The 17,802-nt window shown below is 71.7% G+C and carries 16 protein-coding genes; 9 read left to right on the top strand and 7 right to left on the bottom strand.

Going from position 1 to position 17,802, the window contains the following annotated elements:
• The first annotated feature begins 61 nt into the window (after window positions 1-61).
• Entirely contained in the window at window positions 62-2,251 is a 2,190-nt protein-coding gene (locus DVK06_RS11515; protein WP_053770132.1) for an elongation factor EF-2, read from the top strand.
• Between the two features lie 73 nt (window positions 2,252-2,324).
• Here the strand turns inward: DVK06_RS11515 and DVK06_RS11510 are convergent, their stop codons facing one another.
• Complete coding sequence (locus tag DVK06_RS11510; protein ID WP_053770131.1) at window positions 2,325-2,816, bottom strand: DUF3592 domain-containing protein; 492 nt, start codon at window positions 2,814-2,816, stop codon at window positions 2,325-2,327.
• A 368-nt stretch (window positions 2,817-3,184) separates the two neighbouring features.
• Here DVK06_RS11510 and DVK06_RS11505 point away from each other — a divergent pair, with 368 nt between their 5' ends.
• From DVK06_RS11505 to rpsJ, 4 genes are all read left to right on the top strand, one after another.
• Window positions 3,185-3,808: an amino acid-binding protein gene (locus DVK06_RS11505; RefSeq protein WP_053770964.1), complete on the top strand. Its 624-nt coding sequence runs from the start codon at window positions 3,185-3,187 to the stop codon at window positions 3,806-3,808.
• Window positions 3,805-4,797 carry a homoserine dehydrogenase gene (locus DVK06_RS11500; RefSeq protein ID WP_053770130.1) on the top strand — a complete coding sequence of 331 codons (993 nt, stop codon included), beginning with the start codon at window positions 3,805-3,807 and terminating at the stop codon, window positions 4,795-4,797. The genes DVK06_RS11505 and DVK06_RS11500 overlap by 4 nt, the downstream gene beginning before the upstream one ends.
• A gap of 174 nt (window positions 4,798-4,971) precedes the next feature.
• Complete coding sequence (gene tuf, locus DVK06_RS11495; protein WP_053770129.1) at window positions 4,972-6,237, top strand: translation elongation factor EF-1 subunit alpha; 1,266 nt, start codon at window positions 4,972-4,974, stop codon at window positions 6,235-6,237.
• A gap of 3 nt (window positions 6,238-6,240) precedes the next feature.
• Window positions 6,241-6,549 carry a 30S ribosomal protein S10 gene (gene rpsJ, locus DVK06_RS11490; protein WP_004048854.1) on the top strand — a complete coding sequence of 103 codons (309 nt, stop codon included), beginning with the start codon at window positions 6,241-6,243 and terminating at the stop codon, window positions 6,547-6,549.
• A 101-nt stretch (window positions 6,550-6,650) separates the two neighbouring features.
• On the opposite strand, the gene DVK06_RS11485 is transcribed toward rpsJ, so the two are convergent.
• Both DVK06_RS11485 and DVK06_RS11480 read right to left on the bottom strand, forming a co-directional pair.
• A complete protein-coding gene (locus DVK06_RS11485) occupies window positions 6,651-7,211 on the bottom strand; it encodes a rhomboid family intramembrane serine protease (RefSeq protein WP_053770128.1) in 561 nt (186 codons plus the stop codon).
• A gap of 61 nt (window positions 7,212-7,272) precedes the next feature.
• The gene (locus DVK06_RS11480) at window positions 7,273-7,575 is read right to left on the bottom strand and encodes a hypothetical protein (protein ID WP_121600356.1); all 303 of its coding nucleotides are present in this window, start codon (window positions 7,573-7,575) and stop codon (window positions 7,273-7,275) included.
• A gap of 120 nt (window positions 7,576-7,695) precedes the next feature.
• Between DVK06_RS11480 and DVK06_RS11475 the strand changes: the two genes are divergently transcribed.
• The 4 genes from DVK06_RS11475 to DVK06_RS11460 are packed head-to-tail and all read left to right on the top strand — an operon-like array spanning window position 7,696 to window position 13,657.
• Entirely contained in the window at window positions 7,696-8,829 is a 1,134-nt protein-coding gene (locus DVK06_RS11475; protein ID WP_121600355.1) for a lysylphosphatidylglycerol synthase transmembrane domain-containing protein, read from the top strand.
• A 30-nt stretch (window positions 8,830-8,859) separates the two neighbouring features.
• Window positions 8,860-10,041, top strand: a complete 1,182-nt coding sequence (locus tag DVK06_RS11470) for an alpha-1 4-glucan-protein synthase (RefSeq protein ID WP_121600354.1) — start codon at window positions 8,860-8,862, stop codon at window positions 10,039-10,041.
• A 39-nt stretch (window positions 10,042-10,080) separates the two neighbouring features.
• Window positions 10,081-11,238: an extracellular solute-binding protein gene (locus DVK06_RS11465; RefSeq protein WP_121600353.1), complete on the top strand. Its 1,158-nt coding sequence runs from the start codon at window positions 10,081-10,083 to the stop codon at window positions 11,236-11,238.
• A gap of 55 nt (window positions 11,239-11,293) precedes the next feature.
• On the top strand, window positions 11,294-13,657 hold the full coding sequence (locus DVK06_RS11460) for a glycosyltransferase family 39 protein (RefSeq protein WP_394345512.1): 2,364 nt from the start codon (window positions 11,294-11,296) through the stop codon (window positions 13,655-13,657).
• Between the two features lie 48 nt (window positions 13,658-13,705).
• Here the strand turns inward: DVK06_RS11460 and DVK06_RS11455 are convergent, their stop codons facing one another.
• From DVK06_RS11455 to DVK06_RS11440, 4 genes are all read right to left on the bottom strand, one after another.
• Window positions 13,706-14,134 carry a hypothetical protein gene (locus DVK06_RS11455; protein ID WP_121600351.1) on the bottom strand — a complete coding sequence of 143 codons (429 nt, stop codon included), beginning with the start codon at window positions 14,132-14,134 and terminating at the stop codon, window positions 13,706-13,708.
• A gap of 528 nt (window positions 14,135-14,662) precedes the next feature.
• Window positions 14,663-15,316 (bottom strand): dolichyl-phosphate hexose transferase, encoded by a 654-nt coding sequence (locus tag DVK06_RS11450; RefSeq protein ID WP_233561682.1) that lies wholly within the window; start codon window positions 15,314-15,316, stop codon window positions 14,663-14,665.
• A 224-nt stretch (window positions 15,317-15,540) separates the two neighbouring features.
• Window positions 15,541-17,187: a GMC family oxidoreductase gene (locus DVK06_RS11445; protein WP_121600350.1), complete on the bottom strand. Its 1,647-nt coding sequence runs from the start codon at window positions 17,185-17,187 to the stop codon at window positions 15,541-15,543.
• Window positions 17,184-17,741 carry a gluconate 2-dehydrogenase subunit 3 family protein gene (locus DVK06_RS11440; protein WP_053770120.1) on the bottom strand — a complete coding sequence of 186 codons (558 nt, stop codon included), beginning with the start codon at window positions 17,739-17,741 and terminating at the stop codon, window positions 17,184-17,186. Before DVK06_RS11440 ends, DVK06_RS11445 begins: the two co-directional genes overlap by 4 nt.
• Window positions 17,742-17,802 lie beyond the last annotated feature (61 nt).

The following is a 17,802-nucleotide window of genomic DNA, read 5'->3' as shown; positions in this document are numbered from 1 at the left end:
CGCGAAACGGCCGCGACGAAACACTACCCTTTTGACCCTGCTTTCGGTAACAGTCGGTATAATGGGCCGACGCAAGAAGATCGTTCAGGAATGTGAGCGGCTGATGGACAACCCGGAGCACATCCGGAACATCGCCATCGCCGCCCACGTCGACCACGGGAAGACGACGCTCTCCGACAACCTGCTGGCGGGCGCCGGCATGATCTCCCAGGACACCGCGGGCGAGCAGCTCGCGATGGACACGAAGGAGGACGAGCAGGAGCGCGGCATCACCATCGACGCGGCGAACGTCTCGATGACCCACGAGTACGAGGACACCAACCACCTCATCAACCTCATCGACACCCCGGGCCACGTCGACTTCGGGGGCGACGTCACCCGCGCGATGCGCGCGGTCGACGGCGCCTTAGTGGTCGTCGACGCCGTCGAGGGCGCGATGCCCCAGACGGAGACGGTGCTCCGGCAGGCGCTCCGCGAGGGCGTGAAGCCGACGCTGTTCATCAACAAGGTCGACCGCCTCATCTCCGAGCTCCAGGAGGGGCCCCAGGAGATGCAGGAACGGCTGATGTCCGTCATCGCCGACGTCAACGAGCTCATCCGCGGGATGGCCGAGAACATGGACGACATCCCCGACGACTGGACCGTCTCCGTCGAGGACGGCACGGTCGGGTTCGGCTCCGCGCTGTACAAGTGGGGCGTCTCGATGCCCTCGATGCAGCGGACCGGCATGGACTTCGGCGACATCATGGAGCTGGAACGGAACGACAAGCGGCAGGAGCTCCACGAGCGCACGCCGCTTTCGGACGTCGTGCTCGACATGGTCTGCGAGCACTTCCCGAACCCGGTCGACGCCCAGCCCCGCCGCGTCCCGCGCATCTGGCGCGGCGATCCCGACACCGACCTCGCCGAGGGCATGCAGCTCGTCGACGAGGACGGCGAGGTCGTCTTCATGGTCACCGACATCTCGATGGACCCGCACGCCGGTGAGATCGCGACCGGCCGCGTCTTCTCCGGCACGCTGGAGAAGGGCCAGGAGCTGTACGTCTCCGGCACCGCGGGCAAGAACCGCATCCAGAGCGTCGGCCTCTTCATGGGGTCGGAGCGGGAGGAAGTGGATCGCGTCCCCGCCGGGAACATCGCGTCGGTCACGGGCCTGCGCGACGCCATCGCCGGCTCGACGGTCTCCTCGGTCGAGATGACGCCGTTCGAGTCGATCGAGCACATCTCCGAGCCGGTCATCACGAAGTCCGTCGAGGCGCAGAACATGGACGACCTGCCGAAGCTCATCGAGACGCTCCAGCAGGTCGCCAAGGAGGACCCGACGATCCAGATCGAGATCAACGAGGACACGGGCGAGCACCTCATCAGCGGGCAGGGCGAGCTCCACCTCGAAGTGATCACCCAGCGGATCCAGGACAACCAGGGCATCCCGGTCATCACCGGCGAACCGATCGTCGTGTTCCGCGAGCAGCCCCAAGAGGAGTCCCGCGAGGTCGAGGGGCAGTCGCCGAACCGCCACAACAAGTTCTACATCACCGTCGAGCCGCTCGAGCAGGACATCGTCGACGCGATCCAGCTCGGCGAGGTCTCGATGGACATGCCCGAACTGGAGCGCCGCGAGGCGCTGCAGGAGGCCGGCATGGACAAGGACACCTCGCAGAACGTCGAGGACATCCACCGGACCAACATCCTCATCGACGACACGAAGGGGATTCAGCACCTCAACGAGACGATGGAGCTCGTCCTCGAGGGGCTTCAAGAGGCGCTCGACGACGGGCCGCTCGCGGCCGAGCCGGTCCAGGGGTCGCTGTTCCGGCTCCACGACGCGAAGCTCCACGAGGACACCATCCACCGCGGTCCGGCGCAGGTCATCCCGGCGGTCCGCGACGCGGTCCACCGCGCGCTGATCGACGGCGAGGTCCGCCTGCTGGAGCCGATCCAGGACGTCCGGATCGACGTGCCCTCGGAGCACATGGGCGCGGCGTCCGGCGAGATCCAGGGCCGCCGCGGCCGCGTCGACGACATGTACCAGGAGGGCGACCTCATGGTCGTCGAGGGCATCGCGCCCGTCGAGGAGATGATCGGGTTCTCCTCCGACATCCGCTCGGCCACCGAGGGCCGCGCCTCGTGGAACACCGAGAACGCGGGCTTCCGCGTGCTCGTCGACAACCTCCAGCGCGAGAAGATCATGGAGATCCGCGAGCGCAAGGGGATGAAGCTGGAGCTGCCGCAGTCGATCGACTACTTCTGAGTCGACGACGCGGTCCGCGGTAGTCGGGTTTCTATTCTCCTTTCCGCGCTCGATTCCCCCAGCGGCGCGACCGTCAGCCGCGGATCCGCCCGACGGCCGACACCCCGCCGCCGAGGGCGAGCAACAGCCCGAGCGCGGCCGCGAACAGCGGCGCGTTCGACGTCTGCGCTTTCAGGAACGCCCCGTCCGGATCGGCCGGGTCGACGTAGGCGGTGGTCGACTCGTTGACGGCGTACGCCGCGACGACCTCGCGGGCCGCCGACTCGGTGTCGTAGTTCGACGTGATCGCCGAGGGGTAGACGTTGGTGCTCGCGTACTCGGTCCCCTCGTACTCGTAGGTGAACCGGACGGTCGGTCGGTAGTCGGCGCCCGGACTGCTCCCGGTCGAGGTCGACTCGACGCCGACGTCGGTGATCGCGGCGTCGACCGCGACGGCGTCGTCGACCGCGTCGGACTGCTGCGTGTAGTCGTACGCGCCGTAGCCGGTGACCGCGAGCCCGACCGCCAACAGGAGCAGCGCGCCCTTCAGCGTCTTCGGGCCGTCGATGGACAGGCCGTCGCTCATACGGGGCGCACACCTCGGTTCGGGGAGCGGTGGATCGGGACGTGGTGGGTCGGCGCGGCGGACCGCGTTACGACGCTCGGCGGACTGCGTGGAGGGTGTCGCACGCGGAGTCGTCGAGCCCCGTCGGTCAAATATGTGGGGGCTCCCCGAACCGTGCGGTACGTTGGCACCCGCTGCGGCGAGGCAACGCCTGCCATCGCCGAAGGCTTATACCCGATCGTCCGACTCCGTTCGGGTATGCAGACGGGTACGACTCCACCCCGGCGCACCGCGACGGAGCCACCGAGCGACCGCTCCGGCCCCGGGACAGGAGCGTACCCGCGACCGCGCGGTCCGGACCGGCGCGCCGCCGCGCCGGGGGTGGCGCCGTGAGCGACCGTCGCGACGGGACGCCGGCGGCCGCGCTCGACGCGGAGGACGCGACCGACGCCGCGGAGAGCGCGGACCCGGCCTCTCCGGACGGCGGCCACGCGGCCGCGGCCCCCTCGACGCACACGGTGCGGCTGGAGCTGGTCGACGAGCCCGGCCAGCTGCTCGCCGCGCTCCACCCGATCGCGGACAACGGCGGGAACCTCCTGTCGATCTACCACGAGCGCGGGAACAAGACGCCCCGCGGGCGGATCCCGGTCGAGGTCGACTTCGAGGCGACCCCCGAGCGGTTCCAGGAGATCGTCGACGCGCTCCGCAGCGAGGGCGTGAACGTGATGCAGGCGGGCACGGAGCGCTACGCCGAGGAGGTGACGCTGCTCCTGTTCGGCCACCTCATCGACACCGACCTCTCCGACACCCTCTCGCGGATCGAGGCCTGCGAGTCGGCGTCGGTCGCCGACGTGTCGCTCGCGGCCCCGCAGGGCACCGAGGAGGTGTCGAGCGCGCGGCTCCGGCTCGAGGCCCGCGCCGGCGAGACGGACGCGGCGCTCGCGGCGGTCCGCGAGCTGGCGGCGGAGAAGGACTTCCGCGTCGTCGAGCCGCTCACGGGGGTGGACGCGTGAGGCTCGCCGTCATCGGCGCGGGCGCGGTCGGGCGCTCCGTCGTCGACCTGGCCGGCGAACACGGCCACGAGGTCGTCGCGCTCGCGGACTCCTCGACGGCGGTCGTCGCGGACGGGACGGGCGCCGGGAGCCGGACCGCCGGCGTCGACCCCGACGCGGTCGTCGCGCGGAAGGCGGAGCGGGGGATCGTCGGCGACGCGGACCCCGAGGACGCCCTCGAGGCGGACTACGACGTGCTCGTCGAGGCGACGCCGACGACGCTCGGCGACGCGGAGCCCGGCTTCTCGCACGTGACTCGCGCGCTGGAGCGCGACCGCCACGCGGTCCTCGCGAACAAGGGCCCGGTCGCGGAGCGGTTCGGCGACCTCCGGGCGGCCGTCGACGACAGCGACGGCGAGATCCGGTTCGAGGCGACGGTCGGCGGCGCGATCCCAGCGGTCTCGACCGTCGAGGACATCGAGCCGGGCCACGTCACCGCGGTCCGGGGCGTGCTCAACGGCACGGCGAACTTCATCCTGACGCGGATGGCCGCCGAGGGGCTCGACTACGACCACGTGCTCGCGGAGGCGCAGGACCTCGGCGTCGCCGAGGCCGACCCCTCCTTCGACGTGGACGGCACCGACGCGGCGCTGAAGTGCGTCATCCTCGCGAACGTGCTGTCCTTCGGCGCGGCCGACGACCCGGCCGACGCCCGGGAGTTCACGCTCGACGACGCGGACGTGTCAGGGATCCGCGACGTGCCCGGCTCCGCGCTCCGGCTCGCGGCCGAGGACGGGCGGACGGTGCGGCTGATCGGCGAGGCGACCGGCGAGACGGTCCGCGTCGCGCCGCGGCTCGTCCCCGAGAACGGGACGCTCGCGGTTTCCGGCACCCAGAACATCGTCCAGATCGAGACCTCCCACGCCGGCCGGCTCAACATCTCCGGCCGCGGCGCGGGCGGCCCCGAGACCGCGAGCGCCGTCCTCGGCGACGTCGGCCGGTTGGAGTAGGCCGCTCCGGTCACCGGTCCCGTCGCCACGGGCCGGGGCGTGTGCCGATCTGTCGTGCCCCGCGTTGTCGAGAATCGACAGACGGCGTCGCGATGCTCTGTGGGCCGTATCGAAACCGTTTTAGTGGAATCTACCGAAACCTACTCACAGAGCGCCTTAGCGCGTGATTACCCCATGAGTGACAAACCGCACCAGAACCTGGCCATCATCGGCCACGTCGACCACGGCAAGAGTACGCTCGTGGGTCGCCTCCTCTTCGAGACGGGGAGCGTCCCCGAGCACGTAATCGAGCAGCACCGCGAGGAAGCCGAAGAGAAGGGCAAGGGCGGCTTCGAGTTCGCCTACGTGATGGACAACCTCGCCGAGGAGCGCGAGCGCGGCGTCACGATCGACATCGCCCACCAGGAGTTCGACACCGACGAGTACTACTTCACCATCGTCGACTGTCCGGGCCACCGTGACTTCGTGAAGAACATGATCACGGGCGCCTCGCAGGCCGACAACGCGGTGCTCGTCGTCGCGGCCGACGACGGCGTCGCCCCCCAGACCCGCGAGCACGTGTTCCTGGCCCGCACGCTCGGGATCAACGAGCTCATCATCGGCGTCAACAAGATGGACCTGGTCGACTACCAGGAGTCCTCCTACAAGGAGGTCATCGGCGAGGTCGAGGACCTGCTCAACCAGGTCCGCTTCGCGACCGACGACACCACGTTCGTGCCGATCTCGGCGTTCGAGGGCGACAACGTCGCCGAGGCGTCCGAGAACACGCCGTGGTACGACGGCCCCACCCTGCTGGAGTCGCTCAACGACCTGCCGGAGGCCGAGCCGCCGACGGACGCGCCGCTCCGCCTGCCGATCCAGGACGTCTACACCATCTCCGGCATCGGGACCGTCCCCGTGGGACGCGTCGAGACCGGGATCCTCAACACCGGCGACAACGTCTCGTTCCAGCCGTCCGACGTGGGCGGCGAGGTGAAGACGGTCGAGATGCACCACGAAGAGGTGCCCAAGGCCGAGCCCGGTGACAACGTCGGGTTCAACGTCCGCGGCATCGGCAAGGACGACATCCGCCGCGGCGACGTCTGTGGCCCGGCCGACGACCCGCCGAGCGTCGCCGAGACGTTCCAGGCCCAGGTCGTCGTCATGCAGCACCCGTCGGTCATCACGGCCGGCTACACCCCGGTCTTCCACGCTCACACGGCGCAGGTCGCCTGTACGATCGAGTCGATCGACCAGAAGATCGACCCGTCGTCCGGCGAGGTCGCCGAGGAGAACCCGGACTTCATCAAGTCCGGCGACGCGGCGGTCGTCACCGTGCGCCCCCAGAAGCCGCTCAGCATCGAGCCGTCCGGCGAGATTCCGGAGCTCGGCAGCTTCGCCATCCGCGACATGGGTCAGACCATCGCGGCCGGCAAGGTGCTGGAAGTCAACGAGCGATAATCGATGCAGCAGGCACGCGTCCGCCTCGCCGGCACGAGCCCCGAGGACCTCGACGACATCTGCGACGACGTCCGCGAGATCGCGGACTCGACGGGGGTCGCCCTGTCGGGCCCGATCCCGCTGCCGACGAAGACGCTCGAGATCCCGTCGCGCAAGTCCCCGGACGGTGAGGGGACGGCGACGTGGGAGCACTGGGAGATGCGCGTCCACAAGCGTCTGATCGACATCGACGCCGACGAACGCGCGCTCCGCCAGCTCATGCGCGTCCAAGTGCCGAACGACGTCAGCATCGAGATCGTTCTCGAAGACTGAGCGCTAGGGCGTTTCTCTTTCACCCCCTCCGTTTTTCACCCCGCCCAGCGACGGCGCCGTCCCTCGGCTTCGACCGCGGCGGTACCGCGTCACCGTCTCGGTCACCGCGCGTCGAGCAGGCCGACGCGACCGGCCGCGAGCCCGCAGAACGCCCCGGTGGCGTGCGCGACGAGCGCGACGCCCGGCGCGGCGGTCGTCGCCGTGAGCACGACGGCGACGAGCCCGAACAGGAGGAACTGCGCCCGCGGGGAGAGCCGCAGGCGGTCGAACAGCGTCGCGCTCACGACGTTGCCGGCGAGCAGGTAGCCGCCGAGCGCGAACACCGCGCCGCTGATCCCCAGCACGGCGGACGGCGGGCCGAGCAGCCCCCCGAGCGTCACCTGCGCGGCGCCCGCGAGCGCGCCCGTGGCGATCACGAACGCGTGGAAGCGCGGACGGGTCGTCCGGCGCTCGACGAGCGGGCCGACGAGCAGCAGCGCGACGGCGTTCGCGACGAGGTGACCGACGGAGCGGTGCGCGTACACGCTCGTGACGAGAGTCCACGGGGCGACGGAGAGCGGGGTCGACAGCGCGAGGAGTCCGAAGAGACCGACGAGGCTCAGGAGGGCCTGCGCGGCGCCGACGAGGAGGGTGATTCCGAGCGTTTCGAGTGTGGCGCGCATCTGGCGACGGTTGGGACCGCGCGGTGAAAAGGGTGGGTGAGCCGACCGTCGCGGAACCGACTCAGATCACGTCGTCGGGGTCGTGGGTGCGCGCCATCCGCGCCGCCTCGGCGGCGTAGCGCTCGCGGTCGTCGGGGTCGTCGACGGTGCCGACGTTCGACGGCGCCGCGTCGACGGCGGCCGTGGTGTCGCGCACGTCCGAGAACGAGGTGAGCGCGCGCTCCTTACGGAAGTAGCGCTCGCCGTCCGGGGTCGCGTACGTCAGGATCACCATGTTCTGCTCGTCGTCGGAGTAGGTGCGCTCGACGAGCCACATCCGCACGGGCTCGGTCGCGGCGCCGGGGGCCGCCTCGTCAGCGTTCATGCGTAGTATTTCGATTTACACACACAAACGCGTTGCGGCGGGACGGTCCGGCCCGCTCCGCCGGCGCTCGCCGCCCCGAACCGCCAGCGTTTTATTCTTTAGGTCTACCTAAACGAACGCATGAAGCCGCGCGTCGCCGCCGCTCGACTCCGCGAACGCTTCTTCCGCCTCCGAGAGCGGCTCCCTCGGGGAGCGCTCCCGGTCGCGGGGACGGTCCTCGTCCTCGCCGTCGGCGGCGTGGTGTTGACGCGGACCCTCGATGTCGAGGCCGTCGTCTCGGCGGCGACCGACGCGGACCCGGCGTTCCTTACCGCCGCGCTCGTCGTCTACCTCGCGTCGTGGCCGGTCCGCGGCCGCCGATACGGGGACGTGCTCGCGCCGATGGGCCACCGGTGTCGCACGGCGTTCCTCACGGCGGCGGTGTTCGCGAGCCAGACCGCGAACCTGATCGTCCCCGCGCGGGCCGGCGACGGCGTGCGGGCGTACCTGCTGAACGACCGGCGCGAGGTCCCCTACCCGACCGGCGTCGCGTCGCTGGCGGTCGAGCGGGCGTTCGACCTCGTCGCGCTCGGCGCGCTCGGTGGCACGGCGTTCGCGGTCCTCCTCCTCGACGGACGCACCGTCGCGCCGGACGGGTCGGGGCGGGCCGTCGCGGCCGCCGCCGCGCTCGCGCTCGCGGCCGCGGTGGGCTCGGCCGGCGTCGTCGCGGTCGCTCGGAGCGACCGCCGGTTCGGTCCGGCGCTCCGCGAGCGCGCCGCGGAGTCCCGACTGTCCGGCGCCGTCGACGCCGCCGTCCGGTTCGGCGCCGCGGTCCGCGTCGTCGCCGCCGACGCGGGCGCGCTCGTCCGGGTGTCGCTCGCGAGCGGCGTCGTGTGGGCGGCGGACGTGGCGACCGCGGTCCTCGTCCTCGCGGCGCTCCTCGGCGGGTTCGGAACGGCGGTCGACCCGGTCGCGCTCTGCGTCGTCGGCACCCTCGCCGTCTCGGCCGGGAACCTCGCGAAGGTGCTGCCGCTCTCGCAGGGCGGCATCGGGCTGTACGAGGCGGCGTTCACCGGCATCGTCGTCGCCGCCACGCCGGTCCCGGCCGCGGTCGCGCTCGCCGCCGCCGCGCTCGACCACGCGCTGAAGAACGCCGTCACGCTCGCGGGCGGCGGCCTCGTCGCGGCCGCGCTCGACCTCTCCGTGACGCGCGCCCCCGACGACTCCGACCGGGAGCCCGACGCGGGCGCCACGCGGCCGACGACGGACCGCTAGTCTTTTAGGCCAGCCTAAAAACGATCGGGTATGAGCCCGACAGACCCCAACAGCGACGGTCAGGACATCTGCGTGATCGTCCCGACGATTCGAGAGTACGAGTGTCTTCGCGCGTACGTCGCGAACGCCCGCGAGCACGGCTTCGACGTCTCGCGGCTCCACTTCCTCTTAGTCACCGAGGACTTCTGCGAGACCGACGAGATGCGCGCCATGCTCGACGACCTCGACGTCTCCGGCGAGGTGTTCGACGGCAGCCGCCGCGAGGAGTGGTACGAGGCCAACGACGTCGCGGAGTACGGCCACGTCGTCCCGGCCGCGAGCCACGCCGAGACGAGCTTCGGCCTGCTGTACATGTGGGCCGACGAGTCGTTCGACTACGGCGTCTTCATCGACGACGACACGCTCCCGCACGACGACGTCGACTACTTCGGGCGCCACATGGAGAACCTCGCGTTCGGCGGCGAGGTCGAGCGCGTCAGCTCCGACGAGGACTGGGTCAACGTCCTCTACGACAACGCCGACGAGCACGGCCTCTACCCGCGCGGCTACCCGTACTCGGCGATGGACGAGACGGTCGAGACCGACGCCGTCGAGGTCGAGTCCGGCGAGGTCGTCGCCTCGCAGGGGCTGTGGACGAACGTCCCCGACCTCGACGCGGTCCGGATCCTGATGGACGGCGACCTGGAGGGCCAGGCGCAGACGCGGACGACCGCCGACGACTTCGGCGACGACTTCGTCGCCGCGCGCGGCAACTACCTCACCGTCTGCTCGATGAACCTCGCGTTCCGCCGCGAGGTGATCCCGGCGTTCTACCAGCTGCCGATGGACGACAACGAGTGGGACGTGGGCCGGTTCGACGACATCTGGTCGGGCCTCTTCTTGAAGCGCGCCTGCGACGTGCTCGGCAAGCGCATCTACAACGGCGACCCGCTCTGTGAACACAACAAGGCCCCGCGCTCGACGTTCGACGACCTCGCGAACGAGGTCGCCGGACTGGAGCTGAACGAACACGTCTGGGAGGTCATCGACGACGCCGGGGCCGACGCCGACTCGTACGCGGCGGTCTTCGACGCGATGGCCGACGCGCTCGCCGAGGGCGACTTCGACGAGTGGAACAACGGCGCGTTCCTCAACCACTGCGGCGAGTACATGCGCGACTGGCTCGACTGCCTCGACGCGATCCGGCGGACGCCGGCGCCCGCGGACGACTGAACCGACACGACTAAAACCATTTAGGCACGCCTAAAACACATGACGACTCACGATTCCACCTCCAACGACGGACGCGACGTTCGACGACGGAAGTTCCTCGCGGCCGCCGGCGCGGTCGGCGCGGCGGGGCTCGCGGGCTGTAACGGGACCGGAGACGACGACGACGGGTCGGACGGCGACGACGACGCCGGCGGCGACGCCGTGGGACAGATCGGCTCCGGCCGCGCGGGCCGCGGCGCCCCCGGCGGCACGTCGATGTCGGAGATGCCGGCGCTCGAAGGCGAGCTCACGGTGTACTCCGGCCGCGGCGAGTTCCTCGTCGGCGAGCTCGTCAGCTACATCGACGACCTGTACGACGACCTCGACCTGACGGTCCGGTACGGCGGCTCGACCGACCTCGTGAACCAGATCGCCAACGAGGGCGAGGGCTCGCCGGCCGACGTGTTCTACTCGGTCAACGCCGGCGCGCTCGGCGCGCTCGCCGACGCGGGGCGCACGCAGGCGCTCCCCGACGACGTGACCGAGAAGGTCCGCGAGGAGTTCCGCACCGAGCAGTGGGTCGGCACCTCCGGGCGCGCCCGCACCATCCCGTACAACACCGACGAGTACGACGAGGGCGACCTCCCGGACGACATCATGGCGTACCCCGAGGAGTTCGACGGCGACCTCGGCTGGGCGCCGTCGTACGGCTCCGCGCAGGCGTTCATCACCGCGATGCGGATCCTCGAAGGCGAGGAGGCGACCCGCGAGTGGCTGGAGGCGATGGTCGAGCGCGGCGCCGCGACGTACCCGGACGAGTTCCGCACCTGTCAGGAGATCGCCGACGGCGAGATCGACGCCGCGTTCACGAACCACTACTACATCCAGCGCGTGCTCGACGGGAACCCGGAGGCGCCCATCGCCACCACGTTCACCGAGGGCGACGCGGGCGCGGTGTTCAACGTCGCGGGCGCCGCGGTCGTCGACACCGCCTCCGACGCCGACCTGGCGTCGAACTTCGTCCGGCACCTGCTGTCGGCGGAGGCGCAGGACTACTTCGCCCGCTCCACCTTCGAGTACCCGCTGATCCCCGAGGTCGAGCCGATCGGCGACCTCCCGTCGATCGACGAGCTGGACGTGCCGGACCTCGACCTCTCGCAGCTGTCCAACCTCGAACCGACGATCGACCTGATGCGCGACGCCGGCGTCCAGATCTGATCGGCCGCCGCGCGCCGCACGCGCACCGCTCTCTTACCGCCACACCGTCCCGCCCGTGTCACTCCGTCCACCGTCCGTCCGTCCCCGCCGGCTCGCCGCCCGACTCCGCCAGCGGCTCGCCCGCGCCGACCGCGTGACGGTCGCGGCCGCCCTCGTCGCCGTCGCCGCCGGCGCGATGACCTTCGCGATAGCCGCCACCGTCTTCTCGCACCACTCCGCGAACCACGACGAGGGGGTCTACCTCACGCAGGCGGCGCTGCTGCTCGGGGGGCAACTGGAGTTCCACGCCGGCCCGCTCGCCGACGCCGTCCACCCGTGGTTCTTCATCGAGGACGGCGGCCGGCTCTACCCGAAGTACAACCCCGTCCCGGCGGCGATGTTCGCGGTCTCGATGGGGCTGTTCGGGGAGCCGCGCGTCACGCTCGCCGCCGTCGCCGCCGGCAACGCCGCGCTCGTCTACCTGCTCGGGTCGCAGGCGGTCGGCCGCCGCGCGGGCCTCGCCGCGGCCGCGCTCTTCGCCGCGTCGCCGATGGCGATCGCGACCTCCTCGGCGTTCCTCCCGTACGCCCCGACGACGTTCTTCAACCTGGTCTTCGCGGTCGCGTACCTCCGGAGCGTCCGCGACCGGTCGCTCCCAGCGGCCGGCGCCGCGGGCGTCGCGATCGGGATCGCCTTCTTCGCGCGGCCGTACACCGCGGTGCTGTTCGCCGCGCCGTTCATCGTCCACGCGCTGTGGCGGGTGGGGTCCGCGGTCCGGCGCTTCGGCGCCGAGACGGGACGATCGACGCCCCGTGCGGCGGCGGCCCTGGCTCGCCGCGCGCTCGGGGTCGGCGGGTCCCGCGGCCTCCCCGACCCGATCCGGCGCCACGGGCTCACGGCGCTGTTCGGTACCCTGTTCGTCGGCGTCACGCTCGCGTACAACGTCCGGATGACGGGGTCGCCGCTCGTGTTCCCCTACCAGGCGTTCGCGCCGATGGACGGCCCCGGCTTCGGCGAGCGCCGCATCCTCGGCCACTCGGTCGACTACACGCTCGGGCTGGCGATCGAGTCGAACCGCTACGCGCTCCAGGAGATCGCGACCCGGTGGTTCGCGGCCGGTCCGCTCGGGACGGTCGCGGCCCTCGCCGGCGTCGCGGTCGCGGCCCTCGGGTGGCGCGCGCGCGGCGACCCGCGCGGCCTCCTCGCCGACGCGGTCGGCGCCGCCGACGCCGCGACCGCCCCCGACGGCGGATCCGGTCCCGCCGGATCGCCCGCGTTCCGACGGACGGCGACGCTCCTCCTCGGCGGCGTCGCGGTCTCGGTCGCCGTCGGGAACCTCTACTTCTGGGGCACCCACAACGCGCTCGCCGACCTCTCGGACCCGACCGACGGGCTCGCGTCGCTGTTCGGGCCGTTCTACCACTTCGACCTGCTCGTCCCGCTGTCGGTGTTCGGCGGCCTCGCCGTCGTCGCCGGCTGGCGGGGTCTCGCCGCGGCCCGCGAGCGGGTCGTCGAGCGCGGCGGCTCGCCGACGGCCGCGCGCGTCGCCGTCGCCGCCGTCGTCGCGCTCGCGGTCGCGGGCGGGGGCGTCGCGGCCGTCGACGCGGCCGCGGACCCCATCGAGCGGAACGCCGAAATCGACGCGAAACACGAGGCCGCGTACGCGCCCTTCGACGAGACGACCTTCGAGAGCGGACTGGTGTTCCTGCCGACGCCGTACGGCGAGTGGCAGAACCACCCGTTCCAGTACCTCCGGAACGGGCCGGGGCTCGACGGCGAGGTGGTGTACGCGCTCGACCGCGACCCCGAGGAGAACTTCGCGGTGCTGGACGCATACCCGAACCGCACCCTGTACCGCTTCGGGTATCAGGGCGTCTGGACCGCGGACCCGGAGGCCCGCGTCACGCCGAAGCTGGAGGCGCTCGACCGGCGGTCGGGCCCCCGGATCGACGCCGAGACCACCGTCGGCGTGCCGGACCGCGTCGCCCGCGCGCAGGTCCGCGTCGACCCGCGCCGGGGCGCCCCGGGCGGTCCGGACCACGTCTCCTACACCGTGAGCGATCCCGGCGACTCGCTGGCGGTCGACTGGGCGGTGACGCCCGAGGGCGTCCGGCTGCCCGGCGCGGCGGCCGCCGGGGCGCCCGACGCGGCCGAACCGGTCCCGTTCGACCCCGACGGCGACGTGGTCGCCGTGACCGTGACGCTCGTCGACCCCACGGGCGCGACGTTCACCTACCGCCAGGAGGTGACGGTTCGGGTGACCGAGGGCGGCGAGGCGGGCGCCGCCGGCGAGCGCGTCGAGGCCGTCTGGCCGCCCGAGCGCTCGACCTGCCGGCTCGTCACCGCGTGCGGGACCGAGGGCACGTACCTCCCCGACGAGCCCGACGCCCACTCCGACTGGGTCGTCTTCGAGACTGATGCCGACACGAGCGATGAGTGACGCGGACGGCAGCCGCCTGTGCCGCCGTGGCGCCTACCGCCGTTGCGGCTACACCTCCGCTCCGCCTCGCCGTGCGCCGAGCGCGCGGGGCCCGTACTCCGCTCCGCCGACCGCCGCCGCGGCCGCGAGCGGGACCGCCCAGAACACGAGGTACAGCGTGAGGATCGTCGGCGTCGAGGCAGCTCCGGGGTCCGACGGGCCTAGCCCACCGAAGTATTCCCACGTCTCGCGGACCGCGAGCGCGTATGTCCCGACGACGACGGTAACGGGCGCGATCACGCCGTGCGCCGCGTAGAGGTACGCGGGGACGGCGAGAAGCGCGAACGCGCCGAGCGTCATCCATGGTAGTTCCCACAACGGTGTGCCGGGGTTTTGATACGGAAAGACGGCGAGCCGGAGGACGAGCGTGACGGCGACCGACAGCCCGCCGGCCACGGTGGCGACGCGTCGGGGGGACCTCGTCGAGCGAGTCGACATCGCCGACACTTTGCGGTCGCACAGGAATAAACCCAGACGCTAGCTTACAAATAACCGACCGTGGATCGGCGGGAAACACCTCCAAAGCCCCAGTCGCTCGCTTATAAATGTCGGTCAGTAGATCGGCGACGAATACCTCCAAAGCCCCAGCCGCGAGGGCGGCGCACGCTCGTTGCGCTCCTCGCTCGGTCGCTACCGCTCCCTCGCTGCGGTGCTTACGTCGTCTGCGCCGCCCTCGCGGCTGCCCCTTTGAGTCCCACCCGACCGCACAGCACCGCACCTCACGCCTCCCCAGCCTCGTCGGGCGCATCCTTCGGGCTCCCTCCGGTCGCCCTCGTCGCGCCCGACTCCCTCGCGCGTGCGGTTCGCGCCCGAGGGGCGCTCACCGGCACGCGCCACCGCCGCGTCCATTTATAAATGTCCGGCGCTGTCGCTCACGAGTGTACAAACGTCGCCGGCGGCGGTCCACTGTGCCCACAGTGTCCGTCCGGACCGCCGTCCGACGACGGCGTCGAGGGCGACGCGCCCTCAGAAGCGTCGCAGCTGTTCTTCGAGACAGACGGTGACGATCGACTTCGCGATGGCGGCGCCGCCGCCGATCGGGTCGAGCTTCGTCTCGCCGAGGCGCTCGGCGTAACGGATCGGGCGCTCGCGAACGTCGTAGCCGCGCATCAGCGGACGGATGAGCAGTTCGGCGGAGAGGCCGGTGTTCTCCGTCCAGCCGATCTCCTGGACGACCTCGCGGCGGTAGGCGCGCATCCCGGTGGTGGTGTCGTGGACGCGCTCGCCCATCAGCAGGCTCGCGATCGCCGCGAACGCGTGGTTGCCGAAGCGGTTGAACGCCGGCATCGCCTCCGCGCCGTGGTAGAGCCGGTCGCCGCTCACCACGTCGGCGCCGTCGTTGACCTCCGCGAGGAACTCCGGCAGCGCCTCCATCGGGTAGGTGTCGTCGCAGTCGGTGGTGACCACGACCGGCCGGTCGGGCGTCAGGACCGCCTCGCGGACGGCGACGCCGTACCCCTGCGGCTCCTGCTCTATGACGGTCGCCCCGTGCTCGCGGGCGATCTCCGGCGTCCGGTCCGAGGAGCCGTCGACACAGACGACCTCGGCCTTCCCGTCGGTGACCTCGTCGATGTCCTCCAGCACCGTCGCGATGGCCTCCTCCTCGTTGTAGGTGCCCATCACGACGCTGAGGTCGTCGAAGGTGTACTCTCCGGCCGCGTCCGTCCCGTCGTCGACGGTCGATTCGTCCGTCGCGTCGATATCGTCCGTTGCGGCCGCCTCGCTGCCGTTCTCGACCGCGGCCGCCGAACCGTTCGTCGCGTGTGCTGAGTCGCTCATTACCCGCATCTCAGCCCGGACGCACTTGAATTTTTAGGTTTGCCTAAAACAGTGGCAGCCGGCCGTCAGGTCCCGTCGGCGAGCCAGCCGGCCACGTCGTCGCCGACGCGGAGCGCGAGCGCGGCGATGGTGAGCGTCGGGTTCATCGCGCCGCTCGTGGGGAAGACGGAGCTGGAGGCGATCCAGCAGTTGTCGAGGTCGTGCGTCCGGCAGTCCGCGTCGACCACGCCTCGGTCGGGGTCGTCGCTCATCCGGGTGGTGCCCATGTGGTGGTAGGCGGGTCCGGTCGCGTCCGGCCCGGCGACCCACTCCACGTCGGCGCCGAGCTCTTCGAGGACCGACACCTGAATCTCGTTGGCGCGCTCGATGGTGTCGAGCGCCCGGTCGCCGACCGTCCACTCGATCCGCGGCACCGGGTTGCCGCGGTCGTCGGTCCGGTCGTCCGCGAGGGTGATCCGGCTCTCGGCGTCCGGCAGCTGCTCGACGAGCCCGCCCATCGCCACGTGGTTCCCGTAACCGTCGCGGAGCCGCTCCGCGAGCGCGTCGCCCCAGTCGTCGCCCGTGAGCGCCATCTCCACCGGTGAGGGACCGGCGTAGTTGAAGAACTCCAGCTTGAACGGCGCCTGCTCGGCGTCGGCCTCGTCGTAGAACTGGTCGCAGGCGCTGGTGTAGAAGCCGACGTGGTTCTGCCTGGTCGGCTCGTCGAGCGTGCCGCCAGCGCCCGCGAACAGGTGGTCCATGAAGAACTCGCCGACGTGGCCGCTCCCGTTCGCGAGTCCGTCCGGGTAGCGGTCGGACGCGGACAGGAGGAGGAGCCGCGGCGTCTCCACGCCGCCGGCGGCGACGACGAAGGCGTCCGCCTCCTGTCGGTGGCGCTCGCCGTCGGGCGTCGCGTAGACGGCGGCGGTCACCCGGTCGTCGCCGTCGTGTTCGAGCCGCTCGACCGGCGCGCGGTCGATGACGGTCGCGCCCCGTTCCTCCGCGCGCTCGACGTGGACCGTTGCGTCGTACTTCGCGCCGCTCGGGCAGACGGGCTGACAGGTGCCGTAGCCGACGCACGGCGAGCGGTCGTCGTACGGCTCGGAGTTGCGCGCGTTCGGCACCGAGTGCATGTCGATCCCCAGCTCCTCGCAGGCCTCGGCGAACAGCGAGTCGCTGTAGGAGGGCTCGAACGCGGGCATCGGGTGCGGCTCCTCGCGCGGCGGCGCGTAGGGGTTGTCCGACGCGCCCGCGACGCCCAGTTCGCGCTCGGCCTCGGCGTAGTAGGGGCGGAGGTCGGCGTAGTCGATTGGCCAGTCGGCGCCGACGCCGCGCTCGCTGGCGGAGTTGAAGTCGTCCTCGTGGAGCCGCATCACCATCCCCTGCCAGTGGAGCGTCGAGCCGCCGACGCCCTTCACGCGGGCGTGGTTGAGCGGGTAGAACCACTCGCCGCCATTCTCGTGGGCGTCGCGCGCGCCGCCCACGCCCCAGACGTCGGGGCGGCCGTAGGCGGGGCGGATCGCCCGCTCCTGCCTGGCGAGGCGGTCCGCCGGGTCGAACCGCGGCCCGGCGTCGAGGATCACGACCTCGCGGTCGCCGGCGAGCCGGTCGGCGACGAGCGCCCCAGCGGGGCCGGCGCCGACGACGCAGACGTCGGCGTCGGGGACGGGCGTCCGGTCGACGTCTCGCCCCTCGCTCCCGCGCCCGTCGCCCAGGCTCTCGGCGCCGCTCACGGCGGCCCCCGCTGGTAGCTCTCGGCGCCGCCCGCGTACCCCTGCGGGTTCTCGATGCCGACGAGCTCCCCCCCGGTTGGGGACGAGTACAGCGCGAGCAGCAGTTCGTTCACGACGTAGTACCGCACTCGCTCCGCGGCCGTGCCGTCCGGGTTCTCCTCGGCCACGTCCGCGCCGAGCTCGCGGAGCAGCGCGTCGCGGTCCGCGGCCGACAGCTCCGCGACCGGCGCGCCGTACCACGAGCGGGCCGCCGACTCCACCTCGGCGACCGCGCTCCGGATCCCCTCGCCGTGGGCCGACCCGTCGAGGCGGCCGTCGAGGAACGCCTCGACGAACGCCTCGACCCCCGAGACCGCGTCGGGGTAGACGGTCCGCGCGACCGCCGTCATCGCCGTCCGGACCGCCTCGTCGCCGGGGGTCCCGTCGCCGTCCCACGCGGGCGCCTCCTCCTCGGCTCCCCCGTCGCCGGTCGTCCGACGGACGCCCAGCGCGACGCCACCGGTCGCGCCGATCGCGGCCAGCGCGGCCGCCGCGTCGCGTCGCGTCAGTTCCATGGAAGGGTTTAGGTAGCCCTAAATTCATATATCCGTCGGAGCGCGCTCGCCCCGCGATCGG

Origin of the sequence: Halorubrum sp. Atlit-28R, from assembly GCF_003665955.1 — an archaeon.
Lineage (GTDB): Archaea > Halobacteriota > Halobacteria > Halobacteriales > Haloferacaceae > Halorubrum > Halorubrum tropicale.
This window is presented reverse-complemented; position numbering and strand designations above follow the sequence as displayed.

Bases quoted from the DNA above. Each gene is read 5' to 3' on its own strand.
- DVK06_RS11455 (WP_121600351.1), bottom strand. From the start codon at position 14,134: ATGTCGACTCGCTCGACGAGGTCCCCCCGACGCGTCGCCACCGTGGCC.
- DVK06_RS11485 (WP_053770128.1), bottom strand. From the start codon at position 7,211: ATGCGCGCCACACTCGAAACGCTCGGAATCACCCTCCTCGTCGGCGCC.
- tuf (WP_053770129.1), top strand. From the start codon at position 4,972: ATGAGTGACAAACCGCACCAGAACCTGGCCATCATCGGCCACGTCGAC.
- DVK06_RS11480 (WP_121600356.1), bottom strand. From the start codon at position 7,575: ATGAACGCTGACGAGGCGGCCCCCGGCGCCGCGACCGAGCCCGTGCGG.
- DVK06_RS11465 (WP_121600353.1), top strand. From the start codon at position 10,081: ATGACGACTCACGATTCCACCTCCAACGACGGACGCGACGTTCGACGA.
- DVK06_RS11510 (WP_053770131.1), bottom strand. From the start codon at position 2,816: ATGAGCGACGGCCTGTCCATCGACGGCCCGAAGACGCTGAAGGGCGCG.
- rpsJ (WP_004048854.1), top strand. From the start codon at position 6,241: ATGCAGCAGGCACGCGTCCGCCTCGCCGGCACGAGCCCCGAGGACCTC.
- DVK06_RS11475 (WP_121600355.1), top strand. From the start codon at position 7,696: ATGAAGCCGCGCGTCGCCGCCGCTCGACTCCGCGAACGCTTCTTCCGC.
- DVK06_RS11470 (WP_121600354.1), top strand. From the start codon at position 8,860: ATGAGCCCGACAGACCCCAACAGCGACGGTCAGGACATCTGCGTGATC.
- DVK06_RS11515 (WP_053770132.1), top strand. From the start codon at position 62: ATGGGCCGACGCAAGAAGATCGTTCAGGAATGTGAGCGGCTGATGGAC.
- DVK06_RS11440 (WP_053770120.1), bottom strand. From the start codon at position 17,741: ATGGAACTGACGCGACGCGACGCGGCGGCCGCGCTGGCCGCGATCGGC.
- DVK06_RS11450 (WP_233561682.1), bottom strand. From the start codon at position 15,316: ATGGGCACCTACAACGAGGAGGAGGCCATCGCGACGGTGCTGGAGGAC.